Origin of the sequence: Brevundimonas sp. KM4, assembly GCF_000964075.1 — a bacterium.
In the GTDB taxonomy this organism is placed as follows: Bacteria; Pseudomonadota; Alphaproteobacteria; order Caulobacterales; family Caulobacteraceae; genus Brevundimonas; species Brevundimonas huaxiensis.
The window spans coordinates 15906-40281 of the sequence record NZ_JZRG01000010.1 but is presented as its reverse complement, the minus strand read 5'-3'; the positions used below and the strand labels follow the sequence as shown (position 1 = coordinate 40281).

Below are 24376 nucleotides of genomic sequence, written 5' to 3'. Positions count from 1 at the left end.
AATGCGCGTTTACTGCATTGAAATTGGACGCAAGGTCAGGACCACGGCCCCTTGGGCGCGGGGCCGGTCGAGGCGGGGGCGGCTTGCGGCTCGGCTGGAGCGGCGGCCGGGAGCGCGGGCTGCGGACGGGCGTGGCCGCGCGGGTCGGCGTGGATCAGGATGTCGGCGGCGGGATACTGGGCCAGCACCCGGTTTTCGGCGGCGACGACGATGGCGTGGGCGGCGTCCAGCGTCTGGTGCGCGTCCAGGTCGACATGCATCTGGATCATCATCACCTGACCGGACATGCGGGTGCGCAGCTGGTGCACGCCAAAGACCTGGGGGTCGGCCAGGACGGCCTTGGTGATGGCGGCGCGGTCGGCCTCGGGCACGGCGCGATCCAGCAGGTGATCGGCGGCGGCCTTCAACATCCCCGTCGCGCCCCAGAACAGCCAGACGGCGACGACGATGCCGGCGGCCGCATCCAGTCCCGGCGCGCCCAGGAAGGCGCCCGAAATCACGCCGATCAGCACCACGACGTTGGCGGCGAGGTCCGCCGCATAGTGGGCGCGGTCGCCGGCGACGGCGAGGGAGCCGGTCTTCTTCAGCGTCTGGGTCTGCATCCACACCAGCCAGGCGGTGATGGCGATGGCCGCGACCATGACCCCCGTGGCCCAAAGGCCGGCGGTGACGGGACGGGGATCGAAGATGCGCTGCACACCCTCCCACGCGATGAAGAGGGCCGAGGCGAAGACCAGTCCGGCCTGGACCAGGGCGGACAGGGCCTCGCCCTTGCCATGGCCATAGCGATGGTTTTCGTCGGCCGGGGCGGCGGCCCAGCGCACGGCGAAGAAGGTGGTCAGGGACGCCGCCAGATCCAGCACCGAATCCGCCAGGGTCGCCAGGATGGAGACCGAGCCTGAAGCGCCGAGCGCAAAGGCCTTCATCGCGATCAGCGCCACCGCGACCCCGACCGACAGGCGGGTGATGCGGCGCGTGGCCAGATGGGCGTCGTCAAGCGAGGCGGGGGCGGGGGCGGGGGTCGTCATTGTCGGCTTCTTCTCGCGCAATCGTGGCTGAAAGCCAACCGCTGGCCCAAACGGGTCGTTCCGTCCGAAACGATCATGCTCTAGGGGGAAGGCATCCGGGCGCGGCGCGTTCCGGGCGCATTGGTTTTCGAGGGTCTCATGTCGGACTGGCTTGCCGCCATCATTCTGGGTCTGGTCGAGGGGCTGACCGAGTTCATTCCCGTCTCGTCCACCGGCCATATGCTGCTCTTGGGCCACTTCATGGGCTTCGAGAGCGCGGGCAAGACGTTCGAGATCGTGATCCAGCTGGGCGCTCTGCTGGCCATCGTCAGCGTCTATTTCAAGAAGCTGTGGACCTTGGCGACGCGCTGGCCCTTCGACGCCGAGGCGCGCCGATTCCTGATCGGGCTGCTGGTCGCCTTCGCGCCGGCCGTCGTGATCGGTTTCCTGGCCTATGACTTCATCAAGACGGTGCTGTTCGAGACGCCCCAGGTGGTGTGCATCGCCCTGATCGTCGGCGGGGTGATCCTGCTGCTGCTGGATCGGATGGACAAGAAGCCCAGGTGGCTGGACGCCGAGGCCTATCCGATGCGCATCTATTTCCTGATCGGCCTGTTCCAGTGCCTGGCCATGATCCCCGGCGTGTCGCGGTCCGGCGCCACCATCGCCGGCGGCTTGCTGCTGAAAACAGACAAGCGGTCGGCGGCCGAGTTCAGCTTCTTTCTGGCCCTGCCCACCATGGGGGCAGCGGTGGCCTATGACCTGCTGAAGAACCACAAGACGCTGGATTTCAGCGACATCGGCCTGATCGCCGTGGGTTTCGTCGTGGCCTTCATCTCGGCCCTGGCGGTGGTGCGGTTCCTGCTGGATTTCGTATCCAAGCGGGGCTTCGGCGTCTTCGCCTGGTGGCGGATCGTGGTCGGCGTCGTTGGGTTGGCGCTGTTGCAGGCGGGGTTCTGAGATCATGACCACGCTATTGTATGGCCGTCCGCCGGTCGTTTTCGATCCGCCCGGCGATGCGATCCAGACCTCGCCCCTGATCCCCGACTCGGCTGCGCTGGAGGCGCAGGAACCGGGCTCGGCCGACAGCGTCATGATCTTCGCCCCGCCCGGCGTGCTGGAGCGGCGCTATGTGCTGGCCCTGGCGCTGAAGGCGCTCAAGGTCGGGGGACGGCTGGACGTCATGGCGCCCAAGGACAAGGGCGGATCGCGCCTGGGCAAGGAGTTGAAGACGTTCGGCGTGGAGGTCGCCGAGACCGCCAAGGCGCACCATCGCCGCTGCATCGTCATTCGACCCGAAACGGTCGAGGGGCTGGACGAGGCCATCGCCGCGGGCGGTCCGCAGATCGTGCCGGGACTGGAAGCCTGGTCTCAGCCCGGCGTATTCGCCTGGGACCGGATCGATCCGGGCTCGGCGCTGCTGGCCGAACATCTGCCGGCGATGAAGGGCGAGGGGGTCGATCTGGGTTGCGGCTATGGCGCGCTGTCGATCGTGGTGCTGCGCTCACCCGCCGTGACCAAGCTGAAGATGGTGGATCTGGATCGCCGCGCCATCCAGGCCGCTCGACGCAATATCGAGGACGACCGCGCCAAGGTGTGGTGGTCGGACGCCCGCATCCTGGAGGGCCAAGGCGACAAGGATTTCGTCGTCAGCAATCCGCCCTTCCACGACGGCGGCGCCGAGGACCGGCGGCTGGGTCAGGCTTTCATCCGCAAGGCGGCGGAACTTCTGAAAAAGGGCGGCGTCGCCTGGGTCGTGGCCAACCGGCACCTGCCGTATGAGGCCGAGCTGAACGCGGCGTTCAAGCGGGTGCGGCTGGTCGCCGAGGCGGGCGGCTACAAGCTGTTCGAGGCGGTGAAGTGACCGCGCTCAAGCAGTCCGAAGGGCGGTAGCGCATGAAGAAAGTCCCGACGTCGAGGGTCGACCGTCTGCTGGGCTCGATGGGCTATGGATCACGCGCCGAGATGGCGCGGATGGCCAAGGCGGGCGGCATCGTGCTGGACGGGGCGGACCTGACGGACGTGTCCAAACGCATTGCCGTGACGCCCGACCTGTCCGGCCGAATGGAGATCGACGGCGAGCCGCTGGACCCCGTGCAGGGTCTGGTGATCCTGCTGAACAAGCCGCTGGGCATGACCTGTTCTCATAAGGAAGAGGGGGCGCTGGTCTATGACATCCTGCCGGGACGGTGGCGGGCGCGCGATCCCGCCATCTCGACCATCGGACGGCTGGACAAGCAGACGACGGGTCTGCTGCTGCTGACCGACGACGGCGATCTTCTGCACCGGGTGATCAGTCCCAAGCGCCATGTGGCCAAGGTTTACCGGGCGGGTCTGGCGCGGCCGCTGACCGGAACGGAAGGCGCGCTGTTCGCCTCGGGCGAGCTGGTGCTGGAGGGCGAGGACAAGCCGTTGGCGCCGGCGGTGCTGGAGGTGGTGTCGCCGACCGAGGCCCTGCTGACGGTGACGGAAGGCCGCTATCATCAGGTGCGCCGGATGTTCGCCGCAGCCGGCAACCATGTCGAGACCCTGCATCGCGAACGGCTGGGCGGGCTGGTCCTACCCGCCGATCTGGCGCCCGGTCAGTGGCGCCTCGCGACGGCGGACGAGGTCGCCTCGATCTTCACGGCGCCCGAGAGCGTGGGTTGAGGCTCTTGACGCCTGCGGGATCGGACGCGCAGGTCGAGGGATGACCACCAAGATCAAGATCTGCGGAGTGACCACGCCCGACACGCTGGACGTCGCCCTGGAGGGCGGGACGGATTTCGTTGGGGCGGTGGTGTTCCCCAAAAGCCCGCGCCATCTGGATCCCCAAACCGCCGCCGCTTTGTTCGAGCGGGCGCGGGGGCGGGCCAAGATCGTGGCGGTGACGGTCGATCCCGACCACGCCCTGCTCCAACAGATCGCCCGGACGCTGAGGCCCGACTTCATCCAGTTGCACGGGTCTGAGACGGCGCAGCGGGCAGAACAGGTGCGGGCGCTTACGGGGGCGGGGGTGATCAAAGCCTTGCCCATCCGCCAGGCGGACGACTTCGCGGCCGCCGATGCGTGGGATGATCATGCCGATCATCTGATGTTCGACGCCAAGCCGCCGGAGGGGTCGGCGCTGCCCGGCGGGGTGGGGCACAGTTTCGACTGGACCCTGTTGGCCGGCCGCGCCTTCCGCCGTCCGTGGTTCCTGGCCGGGGGGTTGAATCCGGACAATGTGGCCGAGGCGCTGAAGATGACGGGCGCGCCCATGGTCGATGTGTCCTCTGGCGTGGAAAGCGCGCCGGGTGTTAAGGACGCCGACCGGATCGCGACCTTCATCCAAAACGCGCGCCGGTCGTAATTGCGACGCCTCTCCGCGTGAAAGTCGAAACCGTGAACGCCCAGACCCCCATCGTGGCCCCCATCCAAGCCGCCGATTCCACCCAGCCGCTGTCGAACGCCTATGCCTGGCCGGACGCGCAGGGTCGTTTCGGTCCGTATGGCGGTCAGTTCGTGGCCGAGACCCTGATGCCGCTGATCCATGAGCTGGACGCGGCCTATAAGGCGGCCAAGGCGGACCCCAGCTTTCAAACCGAGCTGGACGGCTATCTGGAGCATTACGTCGGTCGCGAGAGCCCGCTGTATTTCGCCGAACGCCTGACCGAACATTTCGGCGGGGCCAACATCTGGCTGAAGCGCGAGGACCTGAACCACACGGGCGCGCACAAGATCAATAACTGCATGGGCCAGATCCTGCTGGCCCGCCGCATGGGCAAGACGCGCATCATCGCCGAGACCGGCGCGGGGCAGCACGGCGTCGCCTCGGCGACCGTGTCGGCGCGGTTCGGCCTGCCTTGCACCGTCTATATGGGCGCGGTGGACGTGGAGCGGCAGCAGCCGAACGTCTTCCGCATGCGTCTTCTGGGTTCGGAAGTCTTCTCGGTCACGGCCGGCGCCGCGACCCTGAAGGACGCGATGAACGAGGCGATGCGCGACTGGGTCACCAACGTCTCGGACACCTATTACATCATCGGCACGGCGGCGGGTCCGCACCCATATCCGGCCATGGTGCGCGATTTCCAGTCGGTGATCGGCAAGGAGATCAAGAGCCAGTCGATGGCCCGGATGGGCAAGCTGCCCGAAGCGGTGGTCGCCTGCATCGGCGGCGGGTCCAACGCCATCGGCGCCTTCCACCCCTTCATCGAGGACGAGGGCGTGCGCCTGATCGGCGTCGAAGCGGCCGGCCATGGTCTGGATACGCCGGATCACGCGGCCTCGCTGAAGGGCGGGCGGTCGGGCGTGCTGCATGGCAACCGGACCTATTTGCTTCAGGACGAGGACGGCAACATCGTCGAGGGGCACTCGATCTCGGCCGGGCTGGACTATCCCGGCATCGGGCCGGAACACGCCTGGCTGCACGACATCGGCCGGGCCGAATACCGCTCGGCGACGGACAATGAGGCGCTGGAAGCCTTCCAGCTGTGCTCGAAGCTGGAAGGCATCATTCCGGCGCTGGAGCCCGCCCACGCCCTGGCGCGGACGGGCGAAGTGGCGCGCGAAGTCGGCAAGGGCGGCGACGTCGTTTTGTTGATGTCGGGGCGCGGCGACAAGGACATCTTCCAGGTCGCCAAACATCTGGGAGTGAACCTGTGATCCGTAGCCTTCTTGCGGCGACCGCCGTACTGAGCCTGTCCGCCGTCGTTGCGCAGGCCCAGACGCCTACCCGAACGCCGGCCCCTGCTGCGCCGCAGTCGGCGCAGCAGGGCGGTCCGGCCGACGTCGGGCTGCTGCCCGGCGCCGAGTTGTCGCCCGATTGCGGGGGGCTGAACAATCTGACGGGGCGGGCCTGGTGCGTGACCGCGCATCTGGGCCAGATCGGCGCCCTGGCCGATGCCTATATCGCCGATCTGGAAACCAAGAACTGGCTGGCCGCTGGCGGCGACGATAACCGGGTCGTCTTCATCAAGCGCCGCGAGGCCGGCGGCTGCGACGGGATGCAGATGGTCGCCTTCTACGACACCACCAAGACCGCCGTCGCCGAGTTGCCCGGATATCTGGGCTTCGCCACCATTCCGGGCGACGTGTGCGCGGCTGCCGCGGCCGCGACCCCGCCTGCCGCCGCCGGAACGCCGCAGCAATGACCACCGCCCGTATCGATGCGCGCTTCAAGGCGCTGAAGGCCGAGGGCCGTGCGGCCTTCATTCCCTATGTGATGGGCGGCGATCCGTCGCGCGAAGAGGCGTTGGCGATCCTGAACGGCCTGCCGGCTGCGGGCGCCGACATCATCGAACTGGGCTTTCCGTTCAGCGATCCGATGGCCGAGGGGCCGCCGATCCAGCGGGCGGCGATCCGGGGCATGGCGGCGGGGTTCGGCCTGCGCTCGACGATGGATCTGGCCAGGGAATTCCGTCAGGGCGACGACGCCACGCCCATCGTGCTGATGGGCTATCTGAACCCGATCGAGAGCCTGGGCTATGACGCCTTCGCCGTCGATGCCGCAGACTGCGGCATCGACGGGCTGATCGTCGTGGACTGCCCGCCGGAAGAGGCCGGGCCGCTGATCGAGGCGCTGGACAAGGTGTCGATCTCGCTGATCCGGCTGGCGACGCCGACCTCGGACGACGAGCGGCTGAAGATCGTGGTCCAGGGCACCTCGGGCTTCGTCTACTACGTCGCCGTCGCGGGCGTGACGGGCGTCAAGGAAGCCGACGCGGATGTGGTGGCGCCGGCCGTCGAGCGGGTGCGCAAGGCCTCTGGCCTGCCGGTCGCGGTCGGGTTCGGGGTCAAGACGCCTGAGCGGGCCGCCGAGATCGCCCGTGTCGCCGATGCGGTGGTCGTGGGTTCGGCACTGGTGGACGAGGTGGCGGCGGCGCTGGAGGCGAACGCACCCGTTGCGCCGCGCGTTCTGGCCCGGGTGAAGGCGCTGGGCGATGCGGTTCGATCCGTCGCCGCTAGTGCTTCCGTGGCGGAAACCGTCTAAGAGCGCCGGGATGAACGACAAGACCAAGCCTCAGGAAAAGCGCGGCGGCTGGCTGAGCCGCTTTGCGCCCGGCGTGCGCAAGATCGTGTCGCGCCGCGACACCCCGGACAATCTCTGGGTCAAGGATCCCGACAGCGGCGAGATGCTGTATCGCTCGGACCTGGAGGCCGCCCTTTGGGTGACGCCGTCGGGCCGGCACATGCGCATCGATGCGCCGACACGCCTGAAGGCCACCTTCGACGGCGGCGTCTTCCAGTCCATCGACACGCCGGACGTGCCGGAAGATCCGCTGAAATTCTCGGACGGCAAATCCTACAAGGATCGTCTGAACGCCGCGCGCAAGGCCGCGGGCCGCAAGGACACCATGGCCATCGGCTATGGTTCGGTCGGCGGTCAGGACGCGGTCGTGATCGTCCAGGACTTCACCTTCATGGGCGGGTCGCTGGGCATGGCGGCGGGAGAGGCCTTCATCAAGGCGGCGCGCGAGGCGGTCAGCCGCAAGGTTCCGCTGGTCTGTTTCACCGCCGCCGGCGGCGCGCGGATGCAGGAGGGCGCCCTGTCGCTGATGCAGATGGCGCGCACCACCCTGGCCATCGAAGAGCTGAAGGACGCCAGACTGCCTTACGCCGTGGTCCTGACGGATCCGACGACGGGCGGGGTGACGGCCTCCTACGCCATGCTGGGCGATGTGCATCTGGCCGAACCCGGCGCCCTGATCGGCTTCGCCGGTCCGCGCGTGATCGAGGCGACCATCCGCGAGAAACTGCCGCCCGGCTTCCAGCGCGCCGAATATCTTCAGGAAAAGGGCATGGTGGACCGGGTCGTGACCCGCGCCGACCTGCCGCGCACCCTGGGTCAGATCCTGTCCATGCTGATGGGCGGCACGCGCGCCGCCGCCTGAGACCGCCTGAAGGGCCAGTCGATCGCGGTCGAGGCCCACAGGCACCACCAGACGATGACCGGATGAAACAGCAGGCGCGGGCCGTGATAGGCCCAGCCTAACCCTGCGCCCGACGTCATGAAGTTCACGGCATGCTGGATGTTGGCCGGATAGACGCAGACGGCGTAGGCGGCCAGCGCCCAGCCGGCGGCGATCCGCAGGCGCGGGATCATCAGACCCGCCGCGCCCAGCAGTTCGGCGATCCCTGTCAGGGCCACGACCAGGGCCGGCTGCGGAACCCACGCCGGCGTGATCCGCACGAAGGGGCCGGGGACCATCAGATGCAGCACGCCTGCGCCCAAAAAGACGGCCGCAAGGACGAGGCGCGCCGCGGTTCTGATCTGCGGCCTGGAAGTCATGTCGCGGTTCTCGAAATCAGGGGGTAAAGGAGGCGGATGGATCCCGTCTCCGAACGACTACGCGCGCGACACCCCCAGCGGATCGACCTTTCGTTGGAAAGAATGCGCGCGCTGTGCGCGGCCTTGGGCGATCCGCAGCATAGGCTTCCGCCGGTGATCCATGTGGCGGGCACCAACGGCAAGGGATCGACCGTGGCCCTGATCCGCGCCATCGCCGAGGCGGCGGGGCTGAAGGTGCACGCCTATACCTCGCCTCACCTGGTGCGGTTCAACGAGCGGATCCGGCTGGCTGGAACGCTGATCGAGGACGATCATCTGAACGCGATCCTGGACCGGATCGAGGCGGTCATGGCCGAGACGGACAGCGAGGCCACGGTGTTCGAAAGCACCACCGCCGCCGCCTTCCTGGCCATGTCCGAGACGCCCGCCGACCTGGCCGTCATCGAAGTGGGTCTGGGCGGGGTGCTGGACGCCACAAACGTCATCGAACGGCCGCTGCTCAGCGTCATCGCCCCGGTCGACTACGACCATGCGGAGTTCCTGGGCACGGATCTGGCCGCCATCGCCTCGGAAAAGGCAGGGGTGCTGAAGGCCGGAGCGCCGGCCGTGATCGCGCGCCAGAAGGAAGAGGCGATGGCCGCCATCGAACGGCGCGCCGCCGACGTCCATGCGCGGCTGACCGTTTTGGGCGTAGATTTCGACGCCTGGGCCGAGCGGGGCGGTCTGGCGTTCCAGACGGCCGAACTGTTCATGGACCTGCCCGCGCCGGCCCTGGCAGGCGCGCACCAGATCGACAATGCGGCCCTGGCCGTGGCGGCGGCGGTCGAACTTGACCTGCCCGAGGCTGCGATCGCCGAGGGGCTGAAGCGCGTGCGCTGGCCCGCACGGCTGCAACGGATTTCGGGCGGCCCCTATGGCGCTGCGGCCAAGGCGGCGGAGGCGGAGCTATGGCTGGACGGGGGGCACAATCCGCATGCGGCGCGGGCGCTGGCGGCGTTTCTGGCCGAGCGTCAGGCGCGGGCGCCGCGTCCCCTGGCCCTGATCTGCGGCATGCTGAACAACAAGGATGCGGGCGGCTTCTTCGCCGCGCTGAAGGACAGCCAGGCCACCGTCTTCACCGTCGGCTTTGACGGTGCGGCGGCCGAGCCGACGGCCCTGGCGGCCGTAGCGCGCGGGCATGGGCTAGCGGCGACCCCGGCGGGTTCGGTTGCCGAGGCGTTGGACCTGGCGCTGCGCCTGGGCGCCGGCCGGGTCGCCATCTGCGGATCGCTGTATTTGGCCGGCGAGGTCCTGGGCGCCAGCGAGGAAACCTGGCCGGTCTAGCGCGTCATCCAGGGCTTGGACTTGCCGGCGGCGATGCGGGCGGCCTGTTCGCGCTGGAAGCGACCGCCGCGCGGCGGCTTGGCGCGCGCATCCAGCTTGGCGGTCTTCAGGCGCAGAGCCTTCTGGACCGGGGTCTCGCCGGGGATGTCGTCAGCCGGGTTCGGGGTGTCTTCGTCGCTCATGACGCCATCCTAGCATGAAAAACGCACGCCGGTCGGACCGGCGGGCGCTTGATCTGACAGGGTCGAAAAGGCTCAGGCCTTGACGCCGGCCTCGGCCAGCCATTCGACGATCTTGCCCTTGGGCATGGCGCCGACCTTCATCGAGGCCATCTGGCCGTCCTTGAACAGCATGAGGGTCGGAATACCCTTAACGCCCAGCTTGGACGGGGTAATGGGGCTGTCGTCGATGTTGATCTTGGCCACGGTGACCTGACCGCCCAGTTCGTCGGCGATCTGTTCCAGCGCCGGGCCGATCTGTTTGCAGGGGCCGCACCATTCGGCCCAGAAGTCGACCAGGACAGGGGTCGAGGATTTCAGGACGTCGGCGTCAAAGCTTTCGTCGGTGACTTTTACAGTCGCCATGAATGGCTCCTTGGGCGCTATCGCTCGGCGCGCGGCGCCTCGCTGCATGAGCGCGTGTTGGTGTTGGCCGGATGTGTCCGGGTTCGATGGCAGATGTGGGAGCGAATCGCGGGCAATTCAACTGCTGGCGAGCGCCGCCGCCAGCAAGGTTTCCGGAATGGGCATCAGCTTGGGTCCGTCGGTCCAGACCAGGGCGGCCTCGACCGGGCGGTCGGGATAGAGGCGCTTCAGCACGGCGACATAGACGGCGGCCTGCAGCACATAGGCGGGATCGACCGCCTCGATGGCGTCTGGCGCGGGGCGGTTGGTCTTGTAATCGACGACCAGAACCTTCTCGGGCGTGACCACCAGCCGGTCGATGCGGCCGTTGATAGCGACGCCGGGCGGCAGGTCGGGCGCTGAACCCGTCAGCGCCACCTCGGCGCGGGAGCCGGGACCGAAGACGGGGGCGAAGCGGGCGTCGTCCAGTACCGAGAAGGCGGCGGCGATCATCTCGGCGCGTTGGGCCTCGTCCAGATCGGTCTCGCGGGTCAGCAGGCGACGGGCGGCGTCGGGGCGGTCGGCGGGCGCGATCTCGGGCAGGCGTTCCAGCAGCCGGTGGATCAGGTCGCCGCGCCGGAACCGGCCCAGCGCCGCCCCGCCCGCCTCGGTCCTGGCCAGGGGCGAGGGGGCGGGAATGCGGATCGAACCCTCCATCCGCGACGGCGAGGCGAAGCGGGCGGCGGCGTCGGCCGGCGGCGGCGAGGCGGCCCAGGTTGGCAGGGCGGCGGCGGACCGGATTTCATCGGCGGCGACCGGGCGACGCTCGGGATCGAGGCCATACCGACGCACGCCGTTCTCGACTTCGCGCACCTGATCGCCCAGGCGGTCGAAGGTTTCGGAGAGGATCGACCACCAGCTGCCGGCCTCGGCGCCCCGGCTGGAGGCGCGGCCCATGACGATGACGCGGTCCCGCGCGCGGGTCAGGGCGACATAGAGCAGGCGCAGGGTCTCGTCGTCGGTGCGGGCCTGGCGTGCGGCGCGGGCGTCGGCCGAGGCCGGGCAATCGTCCTTCGCCGAGCCGGGCGCCATCAGCCAGGCCTCGCCTTCGCCCTCCGGCGTGACGGCGGGCATCAGGGACGGACCTTGCGCCTTCGCCTTCATGGTCGTGTCGGGCAGGATGACGATGGGCGCTTCCAGCCCCTTGGCGCCGTGGACGGTCATGACGCGGACCTCGCCGCGCGCGCCCTCCAGTTCGCGCTTCACCTCGACGTCGGCGGCCTCCAGCTGGGCCAGACAGGTCTCCAGATCGATCGCGCCGCGGTTCTCGGCGGCCAGCACCTGGTTCAGGGTCTCGTCGATGGCTTCTTCCGCCTCGCGCCCCAACCGGGCCAGGATGCGGGCGCGGCCGGAGAGCCCTAAGTCGTCCACGCGGTTCAGGGCCTGGGAAAAGAAGGCGAACGGGTCGCCGCCGCGCGCTCCGATGGCGGCCTGAAGCGCGTCGCGGGCGCGGGCCCATTCGGGGCTTTCGTGCGCCCGGTCGCGCAGGTCGCGCCAAAGTTGGCCCGCCTTGCGATTCTCGCGCCCGGCCAGCGCGTAAAGGCCGTCCTCGTCCACATCGCACAGCGGGCTGCGCAGCACCTCTGCCAAGGACAGGTCGTCGTCGGGGAAGAGGGCGAAACGCGCCAGCGAGATCAGGTCGTCGAAGACAATATGGCTGGACAGTTTCAGCCGGTCCGCGCCGGCCACTGGCAGCCCTTCCGTCTTCAGCGCGCGGATGATCTCCTCGAACGTCGCGTCGCGGCGGCGGACCAGGACGATGTAGTCGCCATAGCCGGCCGGGCGCAGGTCGCGGGCGCCACGGTCGAAGACGGCGACGCCGCTTTCGACCTGGCGGCGGATCTCGCGGGCCAGGTCGCGGGCCAGGCGCTTGCGGGCGCTGCCGGTGCTTTCCTGATCGACGGGATCGTCCCAGGCGTCGGTCTCGGGCGCGGGCTCGTCCAGGAACAGGGGCCACAGGTCTATGGCGCCGTGCTGGCCGATGCGGGCGGGCAGGTGTCGTGCGATGTCGCCCTGGGGGCCGGTCAGGGCGCGGGTGCGGTCGGGATCGGCGAAGACGGCGTCGACGAAGGCCAGCACCTCTTCGGTCGAGCGGTAGGAGGTGTTCAGTTCCGGCCCGGCGAAGGGCTCGCCGGCGCCCTCGGCCAAGGCGAGGAAGGCGCCGCGCTCCTGACGCAGCCGTTCGGGCCGGGCGCCCTGGAAGGAGTAGATCGACTGTTTCTCGTCGCCGACGGCGAAGACGGTGCGGCCGGACTTTTCGCCGGAGTAGAACTCGCCGGTCAGGGCGCGGACGATGGCCCATTGTTCGGGGGCGGTGTCCTGGGCCTCGTCGATCAGGACGTGATCGACCCCGCCGTCCAGCTTGTACAGCACCCAGGCGGCCCCGCTTTGGGTCAGCAGGGCGGCGGCGCGCGCGACCAGGTCGGGGAAGTCCAAAGCCCCGCGCTTGGCCTTGGCGGTTTCGTAGAAGGCGGCGTGGGCGCGGGCCAGGGTCAGGACCTTGACCGTATCATCCGCGACCTTGGCCTTGCGCAGGGCCTCGCGCGTGGCGAGGAATTTCGTCTGGAGGTCCAGCAGCCAGCCGACCGCGCCCTGCGGCGCCGATTTGGTGCCCATGCTCTTTCGCGGCTCGCCCGCCTGGGTGCAGAAGACCCCGGCCAAGGCCGCGAACCCGGCATAGGGCGGGGCGGCGACGCTCATGGCGTCGGCGATCTTCTTGTCATTGGCCGAGCCGGTTTCCATGGCCTCGGCCATGCGGTTCCATTCGCCGGGATCGATGAAGGCGACGAAGTCCCGTTCCAGATCTTCCGGGCTGCGGTCGCGCTCTGCGCCGGTCAGGGCCCAGGGATCGGGCGCGGTTCCCGCCTCGGCGCGGTCGATATAGTCCAGTAGATCGGCGCGTTTCGCCTCGATCATCGACAGCAGGGCCTGGAACCGCTGCCAGTCCAGCTCGACGGCGAAATGGCTGTAGGCCTGGCCGATTGGGCCGTCCGGATCGGCGACGGCGGCGCGGGCCAGATCTTCGCGCGCGGCGTGGCTGAGAACGGTCGCGGCCTGGTCTTCCAGCACGGTGAAGCGGGGCGAGACCCCGGCTTCCAGCGGGAACCGGCGCAGCAGCTTTTCGCAAAAGGCGTGGATGGTCTGGATCTTCAGCCCGCCCGGCGTCTCCAGCGCGCGGGCGAACAGCTTGCGCGCGCGGGAAAGCGCGGCGTGATCCATCGCCTGCGGGTCGCCGTCGTCCAAACGGGCCAGTTCGCGCGACAGGGCGGCGTCGTCCAGCACGGCCCAGCCGCCCAACTGGTCGAACAGCCGGGCCTGCATCTCGGCGGCGGCGGCCTTGGTGTAGGTGACGCACAGGATGGCGCCGGGGTCGACCCGATCCAGCAGCAGCCGCGCCACCCGGTTGACCAGGGTGGTGGTCTTGCCCGAACCGGCGTTGGCGGTGACGAAGACGGTCAGGCGCGGATCGGCGGCCAAGATCTGCGGGGCGACGATCTGGGGGGCGATGCTCATTCTTCGTCCCCGTCGCCGATCACCGACCACTCCCAGACGCGGGCCAGATGGTCGTAGTTGCCGCCTTGATTGCCCATGAACTGAGGTGCGGCCCAAGAAATGTAAGGCGTGTTCTCGTCGTCGAAACGAGCGACGCGGCGCTTCAGACCTTCCAGCGCCGCCTGGGCCAGGTCGACGGCCTCGAGGCCCGAGGCGCGGGTGACGACTTCGCCCGCCGTCTTTCGCCCGACCACGCGGACATAGGTCAGTTCGTCGGGCGTGACCGGGCCGTTGGTGTCCTTGAACCCCCCGTCGGCCAGGATGGCGGCGGTCAGGGTCAGCTGGGGGGCGAAGCCGGATTTGACCTGTTTGGCGGACGGCGCCGCCCCGGTCTTGAAGTCCATGACCGCCGCGCCGTCCGACGCCAGCTCGATCCGGTCGGCGAAGGCCTTGACGGTGAAGGGGCCGGCCGGGGCGTCGAAGGTCATCGTCCCCTGCTGTTCCACCAGGATGTCGACGCCGCGCGCCCGACGTCGACGCTCGAACTCGGTCAGCCAGCGGGCGCAGTTGCGGGCCAGCGGCGCCTCGCGCGCCATGGCCGCGTCCTCGAACCCGCGCGCGCCCAGTTCGCGCAGCAGATGGTCGTGCAGGATGGCCTCGCAGTCGTCAGGCAGGGCGTTCGGCCAGTCCAGCGTCAGCCGTTCGATGGCGGCGTGGACGGCGTTGCCGCGAGCCAGCGCTTCGGCGGACGCGCCAGGCCGCTCCATCGCCTCCAGCCCCAGCACCCAAAGAGCGTAGATGGCGTAAGGGTCGCGCACCCAGCGTTCGATGCGGGTGACATAGAGGCTGCGCGGACGGCGATGCACGGGCGGGCGCGGCTCTGGGCGTTTCGCGAACTGGGGCGGGCCGGGCGGGGGGGTGTCCAGGGCGCGGGCCCAGTCCAGCACGGTCGTGGGACGCGGTAACGCCACGCCGGCCCCGCGCGTCAACATCTCAAGCCGCCACAGCCAGCGCGAGCGGACAGCGGGCTGGCCGCCGCGCCGCTCGCTGTGGATCAGGATGACCTCATCGGCGCAGGCGGCTTGGACGAAGTCCTGCGCCGTCTGGCCCAGTCGACGTTCGGGCGGCGGCAGGCCCAGCGCCTTGCGCATCGGGCGCGACAGGAAGGGATCGGTCGGGGCCGCCTGGGGCCAGACGCCTTCCTCCAGCCCGGCCAGGATCATGCGGTCGGCGCGCACCAGCCGCGCCTCGATGGCGCCGAGAATGCGCAGCGATGGGTGGGTCGCCCCGCCGGTCCGCACGACGTTTTCCTTGACCAGGGACGTGACCAGTTCGGCCAGTTCCGCGCGGCGGATGCGGCCGAGCGACGCCCCGCCCTCGATCAGGCCGGACAACAGGGCGGCGGCGGCCTCGCCGTCGGAACCCGCCCAGGCGTTCTGGCCGGCCAGGGTTTCGATCAGCCGGGTCAGGGCCGAGGCGCTGACGTTCAGATCCGCGTCGGGCGCGAAGACGGCAGTCGCGGCCTCGATGGCGGCTTGAAGCTGATCGACCAGACGGGTCGCGGCCGACAGCCGGGCCTGTTTCCACTCGGGCGGGGCCTTGCCACGCCGGTCGGGCTGGACCGCCTCCAGCAGACGGCGATGGATGGCGGCGAAGTCGCGCGGGCGGGGACCGCGCAGGGCGTGTTCTTCCAGCGCGGCGACGGCTGCCGCTTGAGAGGCCTCGCCCAGGTCGAACCGGGCCAGCGGATGTTTGACGACGGCGAGCAGCAGATGCGGCTGGACCGGATCCGCGATCCAGCGGGCGCACAGATCGACCAAGGCGCCGGCGGGCAGACGCGACAGGGGTGCGCCGGCGGACGAATCGGGAATGACGCCCCAGCGTTCCAACCGGGCGGCGACGCGGCGACCCAGGGCTTGATCGGGCGTGACAAGGGCGCAGCTCTTGCCCGGCGTTTCCAAAGTCTCGCGCATCATAAGGGCGATGGCGGCGGCGGCCTCTTCCTCGGCACGGACGGTCAACAGGGACAGGCCCTGCAAGCCCTCGGCGATCGGGTCCCGCGCCTCGCTGCGTGCAACGGCGGCCGAGCGGATGTCGCGGATGGCGCGGCGCCAGTCGTCGGTGGCCTCGGCCGGACGCAGGGCTTCGTTGACAAGCCGCTGGCGCGCCAGTCCGCGCGCCTCGACAGCCGCAGGAACGGTGGGGCGGAACCAGGGGCGGACGCTCTCGCGCGCGATCTCGCAGCGGTCCAGCAGCCGCTTCATCGCGCTTTGCGGATGCTGTTCGTCCAGCCGGTCCCAGACGCCGGCATCTAGTTTCAGGTCGAGGCCGGGCAGGACGACGCAGCCCAGCGGCGCCCTGGCCACGGCCTTCAGCACGTCGCCGGCGGCGGGGACGGTGCCGGTCGAACCGGCGGCGATGACGGGCTGGCGCGGCGGTTCGCGGTCCCACAGCTCGGCGAGGCGGCGCAGCAGGGTCGCGCGACGCCAGGCCGGATCGACCAGGCCCAGTTCGGCCAGACGCTTCGGCCAGGCCTCGACCGCCAGACCCAGAAACTCGGCCGATCGTTCCCAGTGTTCAGCCATTTCGCCATCGACCAGGGTCGCGATCCGCTCGGGGTTCTGAATCTCTTCCAGTTGGCAGGAATCGAGGAAGCCGCCCAGCGCATCGGCCAGATCCAGCGCGCGCATCGGGCTCAGGGACGCATCGAACTGTTCGACGATCAACCGCGCCATCTCGAACCGGCGGGTCAGGGCGGGAATGGCGGGCGGCAGGTCCAAGCCCAGGGCGCCGGGCGTAAACGGCGGCTCGTCCTCCTCCAGATCACCCAGCGGCAGGACCTGGGGCAGCAGGATGGGGCGACCCTGCGACAGCTTGGACAGGGCGCCGGTGAAGGCGCGCGCGGCCCGGCGGTTGGGCAGCAGGATGGTGGCGTCGGACAGGCTTTCGGGCGGCAGATCGCCCAGCCAGGCGAGGACGCCTGCGGCCAGGTCTTCGAGGAACGGCCTGTGCGCCGGGATGGCGTACCAGCGGGGCGTGTCGCCCAGGAATGGGTCGAAGACGCTCACCCTTCTCCCGCCAGTTTCGCCTCGGCGTCATCGCGCGCCTGCGGGTCGCCGACGTGCATCCAGGCGCCGTCCAGGACGCAGCCGAACAGACGTCCCTCGGCGGCGGACTTGCGCCAAAGGGGGCTGAGGGAGAAGGGGCCGTCGGGGCCGTGATCGGCATAGCCCGGCCGGGTGATGTGGACGCCCATATAGGCGAACGGCGCGGACGGGGCGTCGCCGCGGAAGGTCAGCTTTCCGTCGTCGGCCATGAAGAAATCGCCATCGCCCTCGAAGCCGATGGAGCCTTCGCGGCGGGCCAGCAGCAGGGCGGCGTCCATGATCTCGGGATTCCACAGGCGGATCAGATCGGTCAGGGCATCGCCGCGATCGATCCAGACGCTGTCGATATTGGCGACGAACACGGGATTTTCGCCCAACAGGGCGTGGGCCTTCTTCAGACCTCCGCCGGTCTCCAGCAGTTCGGCGCGTTCGTCGGAAATCACGATCTCGGGACCCCGACTTTTAGGGTTTTGGCCGCGCGCGGCCAGATGGCCTTCCAGCCGGTCGGCGAACCAGTGGACGTTGACCACCGCCTTCTCGACCCCGGCCTCGGCCAGCCGGTCCAGCACATGGTCGATCAGGGCGCGGCCCTGCACCTCGACCAGGGCCTTGGGCCGGTCGTCGGTCAGGGGGCGCATCCGGGTGCCTAGGCCGGCGGCCAGCACCATTGCGGTCTTGGGGGCCGTCTTGGGGGCGGTCATGCGCGCACCTCGGCAGGGACGTAGCGATCGAACCAGCGGGCGACGGGCGCCAGAGCCGGCTGGTCCAGATTGGCGTTCAGGTGTCGCCACATGCGCGGCAGGAACTGGCGGTAACGGGGCTTGCCGTCGCGTGCGATCAACCGGGCGAAGATGCCGATGATCCGCGCCTCGTTCAGCGCCGCCAGACCCGCATAGTCGGCCATGAAGGCGGCGCGATCGACGCCGGGGCGCAGCGCGAAATAGCGGTCCAGCGCCTCGGCCTCCAGCGCGGGCGATACGTCGCGGCGGGCGTCTTGCAGCAGGGAGTGAAGGTCCCATGACGGGTGGGCGCGCACCGCGTCCTGGAAGTCGATCATGCCGACGCGGGCGGCGCCGTCGCGCTGGGGCAGCCAGATCAGGTTTTCCGCATGATAGTCGCGGTGGGCCATGACCGAGGCCCCGGCCGCGCCCGAGGCGACGATCGGCGCCCAGGCCGCGCGCCAGTCGGCGACGGCGGCGGTGTCGAAGCGGACCCGATCGTCGAGCTTCGGCAACCATTCGACGAACAGATCGGCCCCGCCCTGAAGCGCCGTCTCGTCATAGGTCAGCAGCGGCCAGTCGCCGCCGGGGCCGTGCAGGGTCTCGGGCGGAGCGCCGGCTTCGTGCAGAACGGCCAGGGCCTCGATGGCGGCCAGATAAAGCGGCGTCTCATCGGCGCCGTCCGCGATCACGCGGGCGAACAGGGCGTCGCCGAAATCCTCCAGCACGGCCAGGCCGTTGGCGGCGTCCAGCGACGGGATTTCGGGAGCGGAAAGGCCCAGGGATTTCAGATGGGCGGCGACGGCGGCGAAGGCCTCGATCCGGCCGGCGGACAGGCGGGCGACGGCGTTCCAGCCGGCGGCGTGACGCTGCTCGGGCGTCCAGCGCGGATCGCACGGCCGGTTTTCGGCGGCGGGCGCCTGATCCATCAGCATCAGGGTTGGGCCGGTCGTCGGCGTCAGCCGCTCATACCGCCGCGTCGAGGCGTCGCCGGGCAGGGGGGCGCGCACGGCGTCGGCCAGGCCGGCGGCCTTCAGGAAGTCGAGACGGAGGGTTTCGCGGTCAGACATGCAGATCCTTCAGCCCCGTCTCCCATCGGCCTACGCCGGAAACGGTCGCAAGCCTTCCTTGCAGAGCCCTATCGACGGGCTCGCGGAGCCCGTCTGCTTGAGGGCGTTCCGAGGCCGCGTCGAGCGTGATCTCGGACAGATGAATGATGAGCTGGTCCGGCCCCAGAAACCGGCCGGGATCGTCGCCAAGACGCTCGGGCCATTCGATGACGGCGCATCCCTCGTCCAGCGCCTCGTCCAAGCCGATCTCGAACGCCTCTTCCGGCCGGGTCAGGCGATAGAGGTCGAAATGGGCGACGGGCGGGTCGCTTTCGTAGAACTGAACCAGGGTGAAGGTCGGGCTGGGCACGTCCTCGTCCGGCGTGGTCAGGGCGCGGATCAGGCCGCGCGCCAGGGTCGACTTGCCCATGCCCAGCGGACCGTAGAGCAGCAGACTGTCGCCCGCCGCCAGCAGGGGGGCGATGGCCTGGCCCAGGGCGGTGGTGGCCTCGGCGTCGGGCAGTTCGATCTTCATGGGAACACCGCGTCACGATCGGCGGCCAGGGTGCGTTCGGTGAAGGTTTTCAGCGCCTCGGTGGCCTTGGCCGCGTCCACGTCCAGCCGCTCGGACGGAATGGGCAAGCCGACATCGACGCCGAACGGCTTGCCTTCCTTGTTCAGCAACTCGTGGAACAGGGTCACGTCGCGCAGCTCCTGCGAGACCTTGTCGAACAGGTGAAACAGCCGGCTGTACGGGCCGGTGACGTGAATGGGTACGACCGGCGCGTCATACTTGCGCGCCATCGAGGCGGCGGTCGGGGCCCATTCGGGATCGGTCAGGACGCCGTTCTTCTCGCGCGCCAGACGGCCGGCGGGGAACATGACGACGCAGCGTTCGGCCTCGAACGCTTCCTTGGCGGCGTTCAGGGTGGCGCGGGTCTTCTCGCGGGTGCGTTTGTCGTGGACCCATTCGACGGGGATGATGGTCTCGTTCAGCCGGGGCGAGACGCGGATGGCGTCGGCGTTGGCGAAAAAGATCATGTCTGTGCGTCGTTGTTTGATCGCGTCGAACACGGCGACCCCGTCGGCGATGCCGGTGGGGTGGTTGCAGACGACGACGCAGCGGCCGGTCGCCGGCAGACGGTCCAGGTTTGTCGTCGTCACCTTCAGCCTCAGCAGGTCCCAGACGTAATCGAAGGTCTCGGTCCCCGACAGGTCGCGGATGGCGTCGGCCATTCGCACCGCCGCCCCATAGCCCAGCACGCCGTAAAGCGCCGGCCGCACGACCGGCCACAACGGCGAGGCGGTCAGGCGCGGCGCGCGTTCGGCGATCAGCACATCGACGATGTGGGGCTGACGGCGGGCAGGAAGGGTGGCGGCGGTCATGAAAGATCGCTTGTCGCCGGTTCGGTCGGAGGGGGCAAGATGCGCGGCGTCCTAGACGCTTGGCGATCGGGCGGGCGGCCCCTATCACTGGAGAAAAGCTGTGGGGAATGAAGACATGACGCGTTCACGCTGGATGGCGGCGGTCGCCTTTGGAAGCCTGATCCTGGCCGCGGCGCCCAGCCTGGCGCAGCAGGCCTCGTCCGCGCCGGCCGCCGCCCCCGCCCCCCAAGCGCCCGCATCGCGCGGCCTGTCGCTGAAAGATCTGGCGATGATGGAGCGGGTCAGCGAGCCGCGCGTCTCGCCGGACGGCCGCCAAATCCTCTACGCCGTGCGCACCACCGACTGGGACGGCAACAAGGGCGTCAACGGCCTGTGGCTGGCGGACGTGTCGGGCGGCGAGCCGCGTCGGCTGGCGATTTCCGAAGGCGGCGCCTCGGGCGCGCGCTGGGCGCCGGACGGCGGTGCGATCTATTTCCTGTCGTCGCGGGGCGGATCGAACCAGGTCTGGCGCACGGATGCGGCCGGCATGGCGGCGGCCCAGGTGACGACCCTGCCTTTCGACGTGTCGGGCTTCCGCATCGCGCCGGACGGCAAGTCGTTGGTCCTGGCCGTCTCGGTCTTCGTCGATTGCGACACCCTGGCCTGCACCAAGACCCGGCTGGACGCCCGAGGCAAGTCGACGCTCCAGACCTATGACCGTCTGCCGCTGCGCGACTTCGACCACTGGGTCGATACGCGCCGCACCCATCTGTTCGTCCAGCCGCTGAACGGGTCGGGTTTGAGTGGCGGCGAACCGCGCGATCTGATGGCGGGCCTGGATGCCGATGTCTCGGCCGGCGATTCCAGCTTCGACATTTCTCCGGACGGCCGGACCCTGGTCTACGGAACCCAGACGCAAGGGGCGGGCGAGGCCTTCACCAGCAACAGCGACGTCTTCCGCGTCAGCCTCGACGGCGGCGCGCCGGTCAATCTGACGGAAGGCAACAAGGGATCGGACGGCAATCCGGTCTTCTCTTCGAACGGTCGCCAGCTGGCCTGGCTGTCGGCGCCGCGCGAAAACGTCGGCGGGGATCAGGCGGCGGTCTGGGTGGCTGACGCCGACGGCTCCGGCGCGAGGAAGCTGACCGACTGGGATCGCGGCGCGGGCGGCCTGCAATGGCGCACCGACGGCCGGTCGCTGCTGGTCTCGGCGGCGGACGAGGGCCAGAACCGGCTGTTCTCGGTCGACGCCCGCACCGGCCGGATTACGCCCCTGACCGGCAACGGCACGGTCGGCGCCTATGAGGAGAAGGCCGGGGTCCTGGCCTACGCCCACGAAAGCTTCGTCGCCCCGACCCAGATCTTTGTTCAGACGCGCGGCGAACCCCGCCAGATCAGCCGCCAGAACGCCGAGGTGCTGGCGCAGCTGGACCTGCCGAAAGGCGAGGCCTTCACCTTCGCCGGTTGGAACAATGAGCCGGTGCAGGGCTGGGTGTTCAAGCCGGCGGGCGCGGTCGAGGGGCGGCGCTATCCGGCGGTCTATCTGATCCACGGCGGCCCGAAATCGCCCTGGACCGAGAACTGGTCCTACCGCTGGAACCCGCAGGTCTATACGGCGGCGGGCTATGCGGTGGTGATGGTCAACTTCCACGGCTCGCCCGGTTACGGCCAGGCCTTCACCGACGCGATCAACGATCACTGGGGCGACCGGCCGCTGGAGGATCTGCAGAAGGGCTGGGCGGCGGCGCTGTCGAACAATCCGTGGATCGACGGCGACCGGGCCTGTGCGCTGGGCGCCTCCTACGGCGGCTATATGGTCAATATGATCGCCGGCAAGTGGAACGGGCCGTGGCGCTGCCTGGTCAACCACGCCGGGGTGTTCGACGTTCCGCAGCTGATGAACGCCATGGATATCGGCAACTTCATCTGGGAGTTCGGCGGACCGAGCTGGGAGCGCAAGGCCGTCTATGACGCCTTCAACCCTGAGACCTACGCCGGCGACTGGAACAAGCCGATGCTGATGCTGCATGGCTCCAAGGACTTCCGCGTGCCGATGGAGCAGGGGCTGGCGACCTTCTCGGCGCTTCAGCGTCAGGGCGTGCCCAGCCGCTTCGTCCATGTGCCGGACGAGAACCACTGGGTGCTGAAGCCCCGCACCTGGGTCGACTGGCAGCAGGAAATCCTGGATTGGGTGGGCCGCTATACGGCGCCGGCGGGCTGAGCGACCCATTGACGCGCCTTGGCAGGGTGCTACGCCTCGCGGCCAGAAAGCTTCGCGAGGAAGATCTTGATGCGTCACCGTTCCCTTCTGTCCGCCGCCTGCGCGGCTGTTGCGCTGATGAGCGCCGCGCCGACCCTGGCCCAGGTGCCGCCCGCGCCGGTTCCGGCCGCGCCCGCGACGCCTGACGCCTTCACCTATCAGGACATGATCTCGGCCAACCGGCTGGGCGATCCGCAGGTGTCGCCGGACGGCCGCTATGTCGTCTATTCGGTCACGACCACCGATGTTCAGGCCAACAGCCGCGCCGGCAGCCTGTGGATCCTGGACCTGAACGCACCGGACACGGCGCCGCGCCGCCTGGCCATCTCGGATCAGGGCGCCAACACCGCGCGCTGGGGCGGGGACGGCAATCTGTACTTCCTGTCGGGCAAGTCGGGCGCGAGCCAGGTCTGGCGCGTGGCCTCGCCCACATCGGCGCCGGTGCAGGTGACCAACCTGCCCACCGACGTGAACGCCTATCGGATCAGTCCGTCGGGCGACAAGGTGGCGGTGTCGCTGGCCGTCTATCCGAACGCGGCCGACCTGAACGCCTCGGTCCAGCAGGGCAAGGCCATCGCCGAGCAGAAGACGACGGGCCAGGTCTATGACCGCATGTTCGTGCGTCACTGGGACACCTGGAACGACCACACCCAGAACCACCTGTTCGTTCAGTCGATCGGCCGTGACGGCAAGGCCACGGGCACGCCGGTCTGGATCACCAAGGGCTTTGACGGCGACACGCCCTCCAAACCCTTCGGCGACGAAAGCGAGTTCGTCTTCACGCCGGCGGGAGACGCCGTGGTCTTCTCGGCGCGTCTCGCCGGTCAGACCGAGCCGTGGAGCACCAACTTCGACCTGTGGAAGACCAACGGCCTGTCGGGCGACGGCACCTTCACCAACCTGACCGACGGCAACGACGCCTGGGACACCGGCCCGGTCTTCTCGCCGGACGGACGGACCCTGGCCTATCGCGCCATGGCGCGGCCGGGCTTCGAGGCCGATCGCTATCAGATCGTGCTGATGGACGTCGAAACGGGCCAGAAGCGCGAGATCGCCTCGAACTGGGATCGCTCGGTCGACACGCTGCAATGGTCGCGCGACGGCCAGACGCTTTACACGACGGCGGGCGACGTCGGCTCGACCAAGCTGTTTTCGGTGGATACGCGCAACGGCGTGGTGACGCCGATCACGGGCGCGGGCCACGTTTCGGCCTTCCAGCAGACGCCGTCGGGCTTCGTCTTCGCCCAGGACAGCCTGCGCGAGCCGGGCGACCTGTATTTCAAGACCTATCTGGGTCGCGAAATGCCGCGTCGTCTGACGCAGTCCAACCCCGCCTTCGCCGCCAAACAGTTCGGCGAGTATGAGCAGTTCAGCTTCGCCGGCTGGAACAACGAGACGGTCCACGGCTATGTCATCAAGCCGGCCGGATACGTGGAGGGCCGCAAATATCCGGTCGCCTTTTTGATCCACGGCGGGCCGCAGGGTTCGTTCGGGGACGGCTGGTCCTATCGCTGGAACCCCGAGACCTATGCGGGCGCGGGCTATGCGGTGGTGATGATCGATTTCCACGGCTCGACCGGCTACGGCCAGGCCTTCACCGACGCGATCAGCCAGCACTGGGGCGACCGCCCGCTGGAAGACCTGCAGAAGGGCTGGGCGGCGGCTCAGGCGAAATACAGCTTCCTGGACGGCGACAACGCCTGTGCGCTGGGCGCCTCCTACGGCGGCTATCTGATCAACTGGATCGCCGGCAACTGGTCCAATGAATTCAAGTGCCTGGTCAACCACGACGGCGTCTTCGACACCTTCGGCATGGGCTATTCCACCGAAGAGCTGTGGTTCACCGAGTGGGAATACGGCGGCACGCCTTGGGACAAGCCCGAGGGCTATCAGAAGTTCAACCCGGCCAACCACGTCGATAACTGGAAGACGCCGATGCTGGTGGTTCAGGGCGACCGCGACTTCCGCATCCCGACCGCCCAGGGCCTGTCGACCTTCACCGCCCTGCAACGGCGCGGCATCGACAGCCGTCTGATCGTCTTCCCTAACGAAAACCACTGGGTGCTGAAGCCGGCCAACAGCCTGCAATGGCACAATGAGGTGTTCGGCTGGCTGAACAAATATCTGACGCCGGCGCAGTAACAGGCGTCCGTTCAGACGACAAAAAAGGGGCGCGGTCCGA

The 24376-nt window shown here is 69.1% G+C and carries 21 protein-coding genes; 11 read left to right on the top strand and 10 right to left on the bottom strand.

Annotated elements, in window-relative coordinates; translation table 11 throughout:
- Positions 1-35: 35 nt before the first annotated feature.
- The gene (locus tag VH88_RS07000; protein ID WP_045810618.1) at positions 36-1028 is read right to left on the bottom strand and encodes a cation diffusion facilitator family transporter; all 993 of its coding nucleotides are present in this window, start codon (positions 1026-1028) and stop codon (positions 36-38) included.
- Positions 1029-1166: 138 nt separating this feature from the next.
- Between VH88_RS07000 and VH88_RS06995 the strand changes: the two genes are divergently transcribed.
- From VH88_RS06995 to accD, 8 genes are all read left to right on the top strand, one after another.
- Positions 1167-1967: an undecaprenyl-diphosphate phosphatase gene (locus tag VH88_RS06995; protein ID WP_045810696.1), complete on the top strand. Its 801-nt coding sequence runs from the start codon at positions 1167-1169 to the stop codon at positions 1965-1967.
- 4 nt (positions 1968-1971) lie between these two features.
- A complete protein-coding gene (locus tag VH88_RS06990; RefSeq protein WP_045810617.1) occupies positions 1972-2871 on the top strand; it encodes a class I SAM-dependent methyltransferase in 900 nt (299 codons plus the stop codon).
- A 32-nt stretch (positions 2872-2903) separates the two neighbouring features.
- Positions 2904-3656: a pseudouridine synthase gene (locus VH88_RS06985; RefSeq protein ID WP_045810616.1), complete on the top strand. Its 753-nt coding sequence runs from the start codon at positions 2904-2906 to the stop codon at positions 3654-3656.
- 40 nt (positions 3657-3696) lie between these two features.
- Complete coding sequence (locus VH88_RS06980) at positions 3697-4338, top strand: phosphoribosylanthranilate isomerase (protein ID WP_045810615.1); 642 nt, start codon at positions 3697-3699, stop codon at positions 4336-4338.
- A gap of 89 nt (positions 4339-4427) precedes the next feature.
- Positions 4428-5630: a tryptophan synthase subunit beta gene (trpB, locus tag VH88_RS06975; protein WP_197071017.1), complete on the top strand. Its 1203-nt coding sequence runs from the start codon at positions 4428-4430 to the stop codon at positions 5628-5630.
- Positions 5627-6118: a hypothetical protein gene (locus tag VH88_RS06970; RefSeq protein WP_045810614.1), complete on the top strand. Its 492-nt coding sequence runs from the start codon at positions 5627-5629 to the stop codon at positions 6116-6118. The genes trpB and VH88_RS06970 overlap by 4 nt, the downstream gene beginning before the upstream one ends.
- Positions 6115-6957 carry a tryptophan synthase subunit alpha gene (gene trpA, locus VH88_RS06965; RefSeq protein ID WP_045810613.1) on the top strand — a complete coding sequence of 281 codons (843 nt, stop codon included), beginning with the start codon at positions 6115-6117 and terminating at the stop codon, positions 6955-6957. Before VH88_RS06970 ends, trpA begins: the two co-directional genes overlap by 4 nt.
- 10 nt (positions 6958-6967) lie before the next feature.
- Complete coding sequence (accD, locus tag VH88_RS06960) at positions 6968-7858, top strand: acetyl-CoA carboxylase, carboxyltransferase subunit beta (protein WP_039246013.1); 891 nt, start codon at positions 6968-6970, stop codon at positions 7856-7858.
- On the opposite strand, the gene VH88_RS06955 is transcribed toward accD, so the two are convergent.
- Positions 7813-8256, bottom strand: a complete 444-nt coding sequence (locus VH88_RS06955) for a DoxX family protein (protein ID WP_045810612.1) — start codon at positions 8254-8256, stop codon at positions 7813-7815. The genes accD and VH88_RS06955 overlap by 46 nt on opposite strands.
- Positions 8257-8292: 36 nt before the next feature.
- On the opposite strand from VH88_RS06955, the gene VH88_RS06950 reads away from it, so the two are divergent.
- The gene (locus VH88_RS06950; RefSeq protein WP_045810611.1) at positions 8293-9579 is read left to right on the top strand and encodes a folylpolyglutamate synthase/dihydrofolate synthase family protein; all 1287 of its coding nucleotides are present in this window, start codon (positions 8293-8295) and stop codon (positions 9577-9579) included.
- Here VH88_RS06950 and VH88_RS06945 read toward each other — a convergent pair.
- From VH88_RS06945 to VH88_RS06910, 8 genes are all read right to left on the bottom strand, one after another.
- A complete protein-coding gene (locus tag VH88_RS06945; RefSeq protein ID WP_017506225.1) occupies positions 9576-9761 on the bottom strand; it encodes a hypothetical protein in 186 nt (61 codons plus the stop codon). The two genes, VH88_RS06950 and VH88_RS06945, sit on opposite strands and share 4 nt — an antisense overlap.
- A gap of 72 nt (positions 9762-9833) precedes the next feature.
- Complete coding sequence (trxA, locus tag VH88_RS06940; RefSeq protein WP_045810610.1) at positions 9834-10163, bottom strand: thioredoxin; 330 nt, start codon at positions 10161-10163, stop codon at positions 9834-9836.
- 117 nt (positions 10164-10280) lie between these two features.
- Positions 10281-13715 carry a double-strand break repair helicase AddA gene (addA, locus tag VH88_RS06935; protein ID WP_045810609.1) on the bottom strand — a complete coding sequence of 1145 codons (3435 nt, stop codon included), beginning with the start codon at positions 13713-13715 and terminating at the stop codon, positions 10281-10283.
- Positions 13712-16762, bottom strand: a complete 3051-nt coding sequence (gene addB, locus VH88_RS06930; protein WP_045810608.1) for a double-strand break repair protein AddB — start codon at positions 16760-16762, stop codon at positions 13712-13714. Before addB ends, addA begins: the two co-directional genes overlap by 4 nt.
- Positions 16759-17469 (bottom strand): N-acetylmuramate alpha-1-phosphate uridylyltransferase MurU, encoded by a 711-nt coding sequence (gene murU / locus VH88_RS06925; protein ID WP_045810694.1) that lies wholly within the window; start codon positions 17467-17469, stop codon positions 16759-16761. Before murU ends, addB begins: the two co-directional genes overlap by 4 nt.
- Before the next feature lie 29 nt (positions 17470-17498).
- Positions 17499-18590 carry an N-acetylmuramate/N-acetylglucosamine kinase AmgK gene (gene amgK, locus VH88_RS06920; protein ID WP_045810607.1) on the bottom strand — a complete coding sequence of 364 codons (1092 nt, stop codon included), beginning with the start codon at positions 18588-18590 and terminating at the stop codon, positions 17499-17501.
- Positions 18583-19104, bottom strand: coding sequence for a tRNA (adenosine(37)-N6)-threonylcarbamoyltransferase complex ATPase subunit type 1 TsaE (tsaE, locus tag VH88_RS06915; RefSeq protein WP_039246025.1), 522 nt, complete (start codon positions 19102-19104; stop codon positions 18583-18585). Before tsaE ends, amgK begins: the two co-directional genes overlap by 8 nt.
- A complete protein-coding gene (locus tag VH88_RS06910; RefSeq protein WP_045810606.1) occupies positions 19101-19955 on the bottom strand; it encodes a GNAT family N-acetyltransferase in 855 nt (284 codons plus the stop codon). The genes tsaE and VH88_RS06910 overlap by 4 nt, the downstream gene beginning before the upstream one ends.
- A 115-nt stretch (positions 19956-20070) precedes the next feature.
- Between VH88_RS06910 and VH88_RS06905 the strand changes: the two genes are divergently transcribed.
- Positions 20071-22155: a S9 family peptidase gene (locus VH88_RS06905; RefSeq protein WP_045810605.1), complete on the top strand. Its 2085-nt coding sequence runs from the start codon at positions 20071-20073 to the stop codon at positions 22153-22155.
- Between the two features lie 69 nt (positions 22156-22224).
- Entirely contained in the window at positions 22225-24336 is a 2112-nt protein-coding gene (locus VH88_RS06900; RefSeq protein WP_045810604.1) for a S9 family peptidase, read from the top strand.
- Positions 24337-24376 lie beyond the last annotated feature (40 nt).